Here is a 12845-nt window from a genome sequence, read left to right as displayed (position 1 = left end):
GGAGCGCACCGTGCACGATGCACGACGCGCTCCCCCGCCTCGGACTGCCACTAGGCATTCCGCGTTAGGCCTATTTCTTCTTCATCTCGTCGAGAAAGCCCTTCAAGATGAAGCCGATGATCACGATGACTATGACCGCGACTATGACCGGAATCGTCCAACTTGGAACCATAACGCAACCCCTTTTCCTTTATATATGCGCAGGCTGTCTCCGACCGGCCGGCGCCCTGCACCCAATGTGGTTATCAAGCAATACTACCGCGCCTTCACTCGCCGTGCAACCGCGCCTCGAGCGCATCGTTGATGACCTCGAGCGCCTTGACGCGGGCGAAGCGCTTATCGTCGGACTCCAGCACGATCCACGGCGCGAACGGCGTGGACGTCAGGCGGAACATGTCCTCGACAGCGCTTTTGTACTGCGGATACTTGTCGCGGTTGCGCCAATCCTCGTCGGTGATCTTCCACTGCTTGGCGGGGTCTTCCTGACGGGCGCGGAAACGGGCGAGCTGCTCGTCCTGACTGATGTCCACCCAGAACTTCAGCAGCACGGCGCCCCAGCGCACCAGCTCCTGCTCGAACTCGTTGATCTCGTCGTAGGCGCGAGCCCACTGGGCGTCGGTGGCGAAGCCCTCCACGCGCTCCACCAGCACACGGCCGTACCAGCTGCGGTCGTAGATGCCCACGTGACCCGCCTTCGGAAGGCGGGTCCAGTAGCGCCACAGGTGAGGATGGGCGAGCTCGGGCTTGGTGGGCGCCGGGCTGGGGAAGATGGTGTAGGCGCGCGCATCGAGGGCCTGGGCCACGCGCTTGATGGCGCCGCCCTTGCCCGCCGCGTCCCAACCCTCGAACATGAGCACGAGCGGGACGCGCGCCTGGTACATCTCCATTTCCAGCTTGTTCAGGCGCTTCTGCTGCTTTTTCAGGCGATCCTTGTACTCTTCGTGATCGAGCACCAGGCCATGATCGACCTGGTCAAGGCTGGGAACCCTGTCCACGATGCGGAAGCGACTCGCTCGCGGGGCGTGAGCGGCCTGCGCGGCAGCCTGCTCGGCGGCGGCTTGCACCACGGCAAGCTGCTGCTCGGGGGAACGGCCCTCCAGCGGCACCTCCTCGGCCGCACCGGCGCTATTGGCCTGCGCCTTCGCGGCCGCCGCAAGGGCGGCGGGGTCCTTCTTCGCGTAAAGCGCCTTGTCGAGAGCGTCGACCAGCGTCTCGGTGATCTTGAGGTTGGCGCGACGCTTGTCCTCGCCGTTGATCAGGTGCCACGGCGCGTACGAGAAGTCGCTGCCCTCGAGCAGATTGTCGTACAGGCGGTACGCCTCCTCGTATTCGCCGATGGTGGCCATCTTGCCGTCGGACACGCGCCAGGCGGTGGCGGGGTCGCGGCGCAGGCGCGTCAGACGCTTGCGCTGCGCCTCCTTCGTCACGTGGACGAAGAATTTGACCACCACGTAGCCGTCGTCGGTGAGCTGCTTCTCGAAGTCGGCAGAGCTGGCAAGTGCGCCGCGCAGCGCGTCGATATGGCGCTCCTCGGCGGCCTCGCGCACGGCGCGCGCAACCGTGGCGCGGGGGTGGAGGACCTTGCCGTTTTTGATCTTCACCTCGCCGAACTGGGTGTAGAGCATGCGCTGCACGGCCGAGGTGTACCAGCCGCGGTCGTAGAAGGTGATGGTGCCACGGCCGCCGAGCGCCTTCCAAAACTGCTGCATCATGGGATAGAAGCCGCCTACGCCGTGCTCCGCGCCCGGGAACGACGCCGCATCGACGGCGTTGAAGTTCTCGGTGACGTACACGCTGGTGGCGCGGGCGTCAAGGTTGTACATAAGGTCGGAGATGCGGCTGCCCTTGCCCGCGCCGTTCCAGCCCTCGAACAGCACCACAAGGCCCACGCCGGCGGCGCGCGCTTCCTGCTGTAGCACCACCAAACGCTCGGTCAGCGCATCACGGCGTGCCTTGTATTCTTCCTTCGGAAGCGGTTCCTCAGAGAAATCGACGGTCTCCAGCATAGGCGGCCCTCCCCTTCGCAATCGATACCATCCCACACGGCTAGCGGCCCCGAGCAGCGCAACGACGCGTGCAGCATGGCAGGAATCCTTCCTTTCATGCTAGCACACGCCGAAGCGGGAACGGCGGCGACGGGGAATCGTAACCAACCGTTGACTTTACCTGCGACGCCGGCGCGTCGCGAGGGCGGCCGCAAGGGCAGCCACCGCCGCCGCAATGAGCGCCGCGACACCGGTTGCCGCGGCGCCGGTCTTAGCGGCAGCGTCACCCGTTTGCCCAAGCGCTGCGGCTACAGAAGCGTTAGCGGAGCCGTCCGGGTTATCCGGGTCGCCAGGGTCGCCCGAATTGTCCGAATTCGAGTCGTCCGAGTTGCCGGAACCAGGTCCGGGGTTGTCGGAGTCCGAGCCCGGTTTAGACGGATCGGACGGGTCCGGCTTATCCGGGTTGTCAGGTCCGTTCGGGTTATCCGGGTTGTCCGGGTTATCGGGACCATCCGGGTTGTCCGGGCTCGGGCCAGGCCCGGGATCTGGCTTGCCGGGATCCACCGGATCCGGCCCGGGGTTAGGCCCAGGCTCGGGCTCGGGCCCTGGTCCAGGACCCGGACCAGGGTCAGGCGGATTCGGCGGATCGGGATCAGGTCCCGGGGCAGGCGGGTTCACCGGACCAGGGTCGGGCGACGGCCCCGGACCCGGTTCAGGGCCAGGCCCCGGTCCAGGTTCGGGGTTATCCGGATTATCCGGCCCAGGCTCGGGCCCCGGCCCGGGTTCGGGATTGTCGGGGTCGGGACCAGGACCGGGGTCCGGATTATCGGGATCGGGTCCCGGACCCGGATCGGGCGGATTCGGCGGATCAACCGGACCCGGTTCGGGGTTGTCAGGGTCAGGATCGGGACCAGGCTCCGGGTTGTCGGGATCGGGGGTCGGACCCGGCTCCGGGTTGTCGGGGTCAGGACCCGGCTCCGGGTTGTCGGGGTCGGGACCCGGCTCCGGGTTGTCCGGGTCCACGGGTCCCGGCCCGGGATCGGGCTCCGGCTTCGCCTTCACCGTGAGCGTGCCCGGCACGATGGTTGCGGCGAAGTTGGGGTCGTCGACACCTGCATTAATAATGTAGTCACCAGCCGGCGACTTCTCGTCGGCATCGCACGAATAGCGAACCTCGACCCCACCCGTGTTCGCACGGCTCACCAAGCTGCTGGTGAAGGCGGGGTTGCTCTCCCCTTCCATACGCTCGGCGTCGTCCACCGCCACCAGAAGCTGGGCAGGCGCCACCGAAAGGGTCAGCTCCACATCGTCGGCCGCAAGGTAGTTGCGGCTCCCGGCCGCCCGAGCGATCACGCGCGCGGTACCGGCGGCGTTGATCGTGGCATAGCGGCCCTGTAGCGAAACGGGCGCGTCGCCGCCGGCATCCTGCACAAGCTCGAACGTCACCGGAGTCTTCGCCGTGTTCTGCAAAACGATGCCCGGGCCGCCGAACACGCCCGAATACGACATTGGGCCCGTGATAGCCTGCGGCGCCTTCGCTATGGCGAACGAGGCCTTCTGCTCGCCGACCAGGTTCGGGTTCTCAACGCGCGCCGTCGCAACGTAGCTGCCGCTGTCGCGCGGAGCTTCGAAGGTCGGGCCGTACACGGTGCCATCGGTGCCATCGGCGCCCTCGTACGTCACGGAATAATCCCGCTCGCTCAGCTCGTGCGCATCCACCTGCACACCATGGGCATTCCCGTCGTACACGCAATCAACCGCCGCGATGTCGAAGGAAACGGGCTTTTGCGCAATCGCAAACTCGGCGACGGTGCGCCCGACGTACCCGTTTGCTGCCAGTCCTGCCACCACCCGGTACGTGCCCGCATCCGTGGGAGCGGTGCTGCTGGAATAGCGGGTGTCGCCCGTTCCCGTGAAAGACAGTTTGACGGAGCCTGCGCACCCGTCCGGAACGCCCTTAAGCTCGGGGGCCTGCGGCTGGCCGTCGTACACGAAGTTCGCCTCGGCAAACGACAAATCCGCCTTCTGCGGCGCCATCGTTAGCGCGAAGCGGGCAACGCACGTCTGATCAGCGGAATCGGAGCACGTGATGTCGAAGCCGAACACTCCCGCGCTCTCCGGCGTTCCCGTGATCCGCACCGCGCCGTCCTCGGCAACCTCCAGGTGCAAGCCCTCAGGCAACGCGCTGTCAGGCGCAACCGCATATGTATAAGGCGCGGTGCCGCCGGTGGCGGGCTTGATTGCCCCAACGTATTTGCTATGAGCGGTCGCAACGGGCAACCCGCATGCGTTGAACGCCAGGTCTTCCCGCTTGGCTATGGACACCTCGGCCCGATCGGTCTCGACGGACGTCGCCGTACCCAGATACGTTTGCGTGATGCGGCAATAGTACGAACCCGCATCCGCCGCCGCAGCGCGATCGAACGTCAGCGAAGCAGATGTTTCGCCCTCAAGCGCCACGTCCTCGCCGCCATCGAACACGCGGAACCACTGGTAGCCCAGCTCGTGCGACGCCGCGGCCCCGCACGAGACCTCCTCGTGGGCAAGGACTTCCTCGGCGGCATCGGCCGCAACCGAAAGCGTTGCCGCTTCGCCCTCATGCACGCTGGCGCCCTGCGGCTGGGCCTTCACCACGGGCTGGCCCGCGCGAGCGAACGAGAACGCCAGCCTTTGCGGCGCATCGATATCGTTCAAGGTGACGCGGTAGCTTCCGCCCTGGTAATCTGCGATGTCCAGCTCAACGGAATCCGAGATGGAGCCGTCGCGCACGTCGACCACGGTCGCTCGCTCCAAGTAGCACCCGTCATAAGGCGTCGCCGTGAACGAGGCGCTGCCGCCCTGGGGCACGGCAGCGCTGGCCGGATCAACCATGCCGTTGACCGCCGACGCTTTCACCTCAAGTTTCGGCGTCTCCGCGAATCGCGCCGCCACCGTCACGTCGTCTTCAGGCGTGAACGTCCAAGCCGCATCCGTGCTCACCGGCCTGGAACCCGCGGCGCCGTCCTTCCCGATCGCATACCAGCCATCGAAAACGTAGCCTTCATCGGGCACGGCGCGCAACGTGCACGAGGAGCCATTCTCCACCTTGTCGACCAGGGCGCATCCCCACTCATCGTTTTCCGACGAGCCATCGATATGCCCGCCGTCGCGCGGGTCGACCGCCACGACGTTCCACGAATCCCTTACGTAATACGCCGTGTAGGTCTTGTTCGCCACCGCCGGCCGCACGATGACCGGGCTGAAGCCCACCGGCGCGCCGCGTTCATCGATCCAGTAGCGGAACCTCCAACCGGGGAACGGGATGGTCACCATCCACGTCGCCGTCAGGTAGCCGTCGCCGGTGAATGGGACCACCGTGGAGAAGCCCGCGCTAGCCGGATACGTGTCCACCTGCAGGTCGAAACCAGCGTCGTAGAACACGGCCGTCAGCTGCATGTCCTGCTGGGCGATGCCCACGTACACGGCGTTGTAACTCAAGACGGCGCCCGCATCGTTAATCCAATGCGAGAAGCGGTAGGTCGACCACGGGATGGCCATGGCAACGAACGGGTCGCCCTTGTCGCAGGTCTTCGTAGCGCTTGTCAAGCCATTTCCGCTGGTCAGAAATGCCTTTCCGCGCAATATGGAGCTTTGGGACGCGGTGATGGTGACCTGCCCGTCCGCCTCGAACTGCGCGTAGTACATCACGTCGGATTCGGCCTCGAAGCCGAGCACCTCGTCCGTGCTGACCACGGCATGCCCCTCCCGATCGGAGGTCCACCCGACGAACCGGTAGCCCAGACCCGCGACGGCGTTGAGCGTGACGGTCTCTCCCGCCTCGTAAGCGCCGGTACCCTGCACGCGGCAACGGCGGTTCGTGGACTTGCCCTTCACCACCGGGGTCGCCTTGACCGCCACCTCGTACGGGTCGGCGAACTGCGCCTCAAGCTCCAGCACGCCGTCGTCCAGGGACTCGACCAGGTCCTCGTCGAGCACGAACCAGGTATCCGCATCGTCGGCGAAATGCGTCTTCGAGCCGTCCGCGCCCACCAACTGCCAGCCGACGAAGCGCCGGTCGTCGGTCTGCCGCGCCTGAATGTGCACCACCTGGCCGAACTCGTACACGCCCTCGCCAGACAGCTCGCCGATGCCCTCGACGTTCGAGCTGAGCGACACGCCATAGGAGTTGCGCGTGAAGCACGCGGTGTACGCGGCATCGCCCGTGACGGTCACCGTGCACTCGGGAAGGCCGCTGACCTGCGCACCCTGCGCGTCGCGCCAGCAATCGAAGGTGAAGCCGGGCTTGGCCGTGGCCGACAGCGTGGTGCGCTGCCCCTCGTCGAAGCCACCGAAGCCGCTCACGTAGCCCGCCTCCGCCGGGGAGGCGATGGTGGTCACCGTGAACGAGCCCATGCCGAACACGGCCTCCAGGTCGATATCCGCGCTCACCGGGAAGCGGTATGTGGCGTCGGTTGACAGGCAGACGCCGCCGCTGAACCAGCCGACGAAATGCGCCCCGGCTGCCGGGATGGCGCTGACGCACGCTACCTCGCCTGCGGCGTAGGTGCCCGAGCCCGTGGCGCTGCCATAGCCTTCACCTGCGGAAACGTTCACGGTGAACTGCTTGGCGGCGAACACGGCGGACAGCTTCGTATCGCTGGAGGGTACGAAGCGGTAGTCCGCATCGCGGCTCACCACGTTGCCCTTGGCATCGGCCCAGTATTCGAACGCATAACCCGAAAGCGCATGTGCGGAAAGGGCTGACGAATAGCCGGCGCCCACCGTCCCGGCGCCTTCCACCCAGCCGGCCGACCGGTTCTCTACCAAGCTCCCGTCGCCGTCGGCCACCGCAGGCACCGCCGAAACCTCGTACGAGCGCTCCTCGAAATGCGCCACGTGCACGTGGCTGCGCATCAGGCGACATGTGAACTCGGGTTCGAAGGACTCCAGCTCGCCGGTAGCGGAATACCAGCCCGCAAACTCGTAGCCGGGCGACGCCTGCGCCTTGAGCGCAACCTCCGCGCCGCGCTCGGTGAACACGCGGCTGGCCCGCACCGACCCACCGTCGGCGGGGCTTGCCACAGGCAGGCAGACCACTTCGTAGGGTTTGAACGCCGCCGTGACCGTGCACCGCTCCGATTTGGCGGTCAACCCCTTCGCCACCACATCGCATTCCATATCAAGGCTGGTGAAGATGCCGTTCACGTACCAGCCCCAGAAGAAATACCCTGTCTTCGGCTCGGCCTTCAGGTGCAGCGTCTGGCCCAGCGAGAACGAATCCGTCGCCGGGGTGACCTCGATGCCGTTGCAGGTGACCGTTCCGCCGAGCCACGTGTCGGCCGCGATAACCACCTCGGGCTCCGCGCCCTTGAACACCGCCTTGTACGTCTGATCCTCCGTCACGCGCACGGTCAGCTGCTGCTCGGGGTGCTTCTTGCGGCTGCCGTCCTTCCAATGGGCGAACCGGAAGCCCTCGTTCGGGTTCGCCTTGATGGTCACGGTGCTTCCGTATTCCGCCATGACCGCGTCGACGCCGGGGTGTCCCTCGATCTCGACGGAGCCGCGTTCGACCAGGTGCGAATTCGTCTCCACGCTTATGCGGTAACGTTTAGCGGCGAACACCGCGCGCACCACCGTGTCCTGCTCGGGAGTGAACTCAAGGTGGTCGGGGTCCGTTCCCATGGGAACCCCGGAATCGCCGAGGTACCAGCCCTTGAACGTGAACTTGTCGCGCACGTCGTCGGCAAGCTTCACGGAAAGCGTGACGGGCTTGCCGCTTTCGCAGTAGCCGTCGCCGGTCACCGTATACTTGCCGGCTAGCTGGTCGACGGGTTCGGCCACCACGCTCACCTTGCACAGACGCTGGAAGCGGGCGGTCACCGTGCAGTCTGCCACGGGCGCGAACGTATAGGTTTGATCATGCGAAGCGAAGGTGGGTGCCACATCGGCCGCCCCGTAGCTGATATACCAGCCGTCGAACAGATAGCCCTCGCGGGCCTCCGCCGTAGCGGTGACGCTTTCCCCTTCGGGCACATCGAGCACCTCGCCGACGCTTTCGCCGTTTTTGAGCGTAGCCATCCCGCCCTCCACGGGGTCGGCGGCGGCGCGGACGGAATGCTCATCCTTGCCGTCCATCACGGCCGTGACGCGCCCGTTGCCGTCCACGCGATACTCGCATGTATCGCCGCGGTCGATGACGGTGCGCCCCGAATCGTCGCTTTTGCGCCACTCCACCAGCTTGTACTTCTTTTCCGGGTCGTCGACGCGCGCAGCAGGCACCGCCGTGAACGTGAGGATATCGCCATCGGCCGCCCTGACCACGCCGCCCTCGACGGGCACGCCGTCGCAGAGCACTTGCGCGCCCTCGTCGGGGTCGGCGCCCACCACGATGGTGCGGTCGGCCTTGCGGAACTTCGCCACCAGGTGCCTATCAATCTCGGCGGGGAACACGTACACGGGGGCCTTCGAGACCTCTATGCCGTCCTCGAACCAGCCGACGAACGCGTAGCCCTCGCCTTCCGTGGCGATCACCTTCGCCTCCTGGCCCTGCCGCGGCGTCTGCACATCGGGCGTGGCGTTGCAGCCGGTGGGGATGCCGGCATCGACGCCCGTCACCTCGGCGGACGTGGTGATGCGCACGTTGCGTTCGAACACGGCCGTCATGGCCACCACCTCGGGCGTTGCGTCGGTGATGCGGATCTGCATGCGCTGCGACACGGAGCGCTCGACGCCGTCCTCCTTCCAGCACACGAAGCGATAGCCCGGGTTGGGAACAGCCTCGAGCTCGGCGATGGTGCCCTCGAAATGGATGCCGCCGCCGCGCACGATGCCGCCCTCCGCGGGATGGGCGGTGGCCACGATCTCGACCGAATGGTCGCCGTGGGGCTTGTTCGGATCGTTGTCGTGCTTGTGATCATCGAAGATGTCCTTGATTTCCTTGAGGACGTTCTTGCCGATCTGGGCCAGCTCCTCGATGGTCTCGGCGCCGGCGATGTCGATCATGGCCTGCGCGATGATGGGATCCACGATCTCGCCCAAGCCGTATACGGCGGCGACGATCCCCACCGTGCCCAGCACCGCAAGCAGCGCGATCTGGAGCGCTTCGAACGCCTCGAACTCATCTTCCGCCACGCGGAAATGCGCCACCAGCTCGGTGTCGCCGGTCAGCAGGAACGTGTACGAGCCATCGGACGCTGCGGGAACCGTGTTGCCAAGCGCATCGGTAGCGTAGTCGAACACGTAGCCCGGCTCGGGCACCGCATTCACCGTTACCTGCTGGCCGATGCCGTACAGGCCCGAGGTCAAGAAGTAGCCCGGGGCGTTGCCGTCCTCGTCGGTGCCGGCGACGCTCAGCACCACGCTCGCCGGGATCGCCGAGTACCAGGGCGTCATCTCTATCTGCGCGGATTCGTTCGCGGGCTTCGCGACTTCGTATTCGCAGGTTGCCTGATCGCTGATGGCCACGGAATCGTCGCCATCAGCCGCGTACCAGCCCACGAACTGCGCGTTGTCGGGCGTCGCGGAAAGCTGGACGGTTTCTCCGACGTTGCGGTAGCAGCTCACCGCATCAACCTGCAGATGGGCGTACGCTTCGGAATGATCGGTTGTTTGAGCAGGGTTGATATGCACCCCCACTTCCTTCAGGGAGAATCGCGCCTGCAGCGTGGTATCGCCTGCGGGCGTGAACTCGTACACGGGGGATTCGCACACACGCTCGCCTGTGACGGCATCGAGCCAGCCGGTGAAGACCGTGTCGTCATCGCGCATGGCCAGGGCCTTTGCGTCAAGCGTGACCACCTGGCCGCCTTCCGAGGTTAGGTTGCCCGTCACCTGCGGGACTTCCACCCCTTCCATAAGCGTCCGGCCGCCCGTGTCGAGCGTCTGCTCGTAACTCACTTTGCAGGGGATCGGCTCGAACGTAGCGGTGTAAAGCGGTGACCGCTTTACCAGTGCGTCAGTCTGATCGGCGCTTTCGGCGGTCACAACCAGACTCTCCCCGCCTTCGATGGGTTCGCCGTCGCGTAACCAGCCGGAGAAGGCAAAGCCCGCGTTCGGCGTTGCGGCAAGCGTGACCTGAGTCCCTTCTTCATACATGCCGGCACCGGAAACGCTGCCCCGATCGGGCTGCGCCGACGCGGCGCGCACGGCCACCCACGTCTGCGAGAAGTCGAATGCGAACCAGCCGGTCACCTCGTCGAAGTCCTGGACCCGATACGCGTACGACGCCTCGGTGGACATCAGCTCGCCGCGATGCATCCAACCCAGGAAGCGGCACCCCTTCGCCGGGATCGCCGAAAGCTTGACGGTCTGACCCAGCTCATATGTGCCCGAGCCGCTCACCTGGCCGAGCGCCAGGCCGGACGCGCTTTTCGCGGACACGTTGACCTGCCCGTACTCCATCAGCACGGCGATGGGCGTCTCGCCGGCGACGGCTTCGTATTCGATGGTGTCACCGGGACGGCTTCCCAGATAGTGCCCGTCAAGCGAGCTCTCCCAATGGTCGAAATGGTACTTCGCCGCATCGTATTCGCAGGTCAGCGTCACATACTTGCCCGCATAGGTGGTGAAGCTGCTGCCCATGTCGCGCCCGTCGACCACAACGCTGGCCTTTGCGCCGATAACCTGCCGCCCGTCGGCGCTGCCCAAGTGGACCTCCGGCGCCACCTGCGCCTTGTCGGCGAACACCGCCGTCAGCAGCGTGTCGCGTTCCACCGTGAACTCGTACCACTGGTCCTCGGAAAGGATGTTTCCTTCCTCGTCAGTCCAGTAGGCGAACGTCCTGCCGGGCGTGGTGGCGTTGGCCACCACCACGCAGGTTTCGCCGGGCTTGTACTGACCCGCGCCGGTGGCGCTGTCCCCGGAGGAGAGCGCGCCGTCATAGCGGATATCCACCGCCAAGTCGGTGTTGCCTCCTTCGCGCATGGGCTCGGCAGAGTACGCGTCAAGGTACACCTCGCCGTCGTCGTAGGTCATATGGATGCGCTGGCCGTGGAAACTTGAGCGGAACAGGTACCCGTCATCGGGGTACACCTCGATGAACTGGGCGAACGCGCAGTTCTTCAAGTCCTCATAAGCGAACGAGCTCCTGCCGTACCCGTGGTCGAACGTGACCTTCATGCCGGCAAGGGAAACCTTATCATCCTCGGCGTACTCCATGACGTTAGGGTCGTGCTCGATTCGAAGGTCCTTCAAGCACTCGGCAACGCTGACGGGGGTTGCGCCGTTGCAGCCGTCCCAATTCAGCTCAGGGAAACCCGACCGATACAGGCCGACCAAGTCAGACGGCACCATCACCTGCATCCCGCGCTTGGGGAACGTATCGACGTCGATGAGCACCGCATGGTCGCACCGGAAGTACGCGTAGTCCAAGTTCGTGTCGGCGAACGTCCGACTGGGCAGCTCCTCGATCTGCGAGCCACTCGGCAAGATCAAGCCGCCGTCAAGGTTCGACCCGGAGAAGCACCCGTCGCCCAGCTGGCTCACCGACGTGTTCGTCTCAAGGCCCGTCACGTGCAGGTTGGGGCAGTTGGCGAACGCCCAGTTGCCGACCGAGGCGATCTGCTGGTTTTGCCCCAGGCCCGTGTCGGAAAGGTTCTGGCAACCCTCGTACGCGTCGGTGGGGATGGACGTCAGCCCCTTCACATTCCCCAAACCGGTGGACTCAAGGCCGCTTTTCAGGAAGCAGCCTTCCCCCAAAGCGCCCATTTCAGCGGGCTTCTTAATGGAAAGGCTGGTCAACGAGGAGCAGCCGGCAAACGCCTGCGCGCCGATCGAGCCGATATGCATATCCGAGAAGCTGATGAAGGAGAGCTTCGCGCAGGCGGCGAAGGCGAAATCGCCTATGGAATCCAGACGGTCGTTCTCGAAGCGCACCGACGTCAAGCTCGTCGAGCTCTCGCACAGACCCTTGGGGATGTTGGCAGCGTGATAGTCGACGATGAGGTTCGTGACGTCGCGCGCGGAGATGGCGTTGCGCTCGGGGTCGTCCTCGTCGACGGGCTTCGTCAAATCGCCCTGTTCATCGCAGGCGTACACGTACCCGTTGGCCATGAGCTTGCCGAACGGGTACAGGACCCCCTGCTGCGCCGGCTCATCGCCGGCGGCACGCTCGGCCGGGTCGTCCGCTACATCGGCGGCTTCCCCGGCGGCCTTGGGGCCCGTTTCGCCGCCTTCGGGCGATGCGGAATCGGCACCTTCGCCAGCACCCTTGTCGGCCGACGATGCGGAATCGGCACCTTCGCCAGCAGGCGACGAAGCATCAGTGGCAGTGTCGTCGCCGTCTTCGCCAGCAGGCGACTCGGCATCGGAACCCGAAGACGCGCCCCCGGCATCCGCCGCGGCGCCAACAACCTCGACGGCGGCGCCGCCGGTCAACGCCGCTTCGCCCGAGCCCTCCGACAACGCTGAACCCTGCTCGCCAACCGACGCGGAGGGGGACCCACCCGCACCCGTCGCATCCTCGCCCGCGCTGGCAGGGATGGGCGTGAACGAGACCACGAGCGCCACGGAAAGCAGCACTCGGAGAAGGGCATTGCAAATACCGACGCTCTTCATGGAAGGCACCTTTCAACTGCGTCTCCGACCTGCGGAACGCAAGGGAATGCATACCTTATATTGTAAGGGATGGCAGGGCCCCGCCACACGGGAATCCGGCCGCCGCAAGCCGCCCCGAGCCCGCTTCGCCACCACAAGCTGCCGCCGTGCCGCGCTCAACCGCCGCGGAAGCGGCAACGTTAAGGGAGCGTAAAATCTTCTCTCGAAAGCCGTCAGCGACGCCCGCGCACGTCAAGCGAAGGCCCGCAACCTTTATCATGGGTAAGGTTCACTTCATGCCGACGCATCACGCCGGCGCCATCGCAAAGCGCAACCGACGCGCAGCGC

The 12845-nt window shown here is 65.7% G+C and carries 2 protein-coding genes; both read right to left on the bottom strand.

Annotated elements, in window-relative coordinates:
• Positions 1–266: 266 nt before the first annotated feature.
• On the bottom strand, positions 267–2006 hold the full coding sequence (locus tag SFHG_RS07240; protein WP_042435729.1) for a hypothetical protein: 1740 nt from the start codon (positions 2004–2006) through the stop codon (positions 267–269).
• 156 nt (positions 2007–2162) lie between these two features.
• Positions 2163–12518, bottom strand: a complete 10356-nt coding sequence (locus SFHG_RS07235; RefSeq protein ID WP_052297851.1) for an InlB B-repeat-containing protein — start codon at positions 12516–12518, stop codon at positions 2163–2165.
• Between the last annotated feature and the right edge of the window lie 327 nt (positions 12519–12845).

The sequence above is a fragment of the Senegalimassilia anaerobia JC110 genome (assembly GCF_000236865.1).
Taxonomy (GTDB): Bacteria; Actinomycetota; Coriobacteriia; order Coriobacteriales; family Eggerthellaceae; genus Senegalimassilia; species Senegalimassilia anaerobia.
The sequence above is the reverse complement of the archived record's forward strand: the minus strand, read 5'-3'. Positions and strand labels throughout refer to the sequence as shown.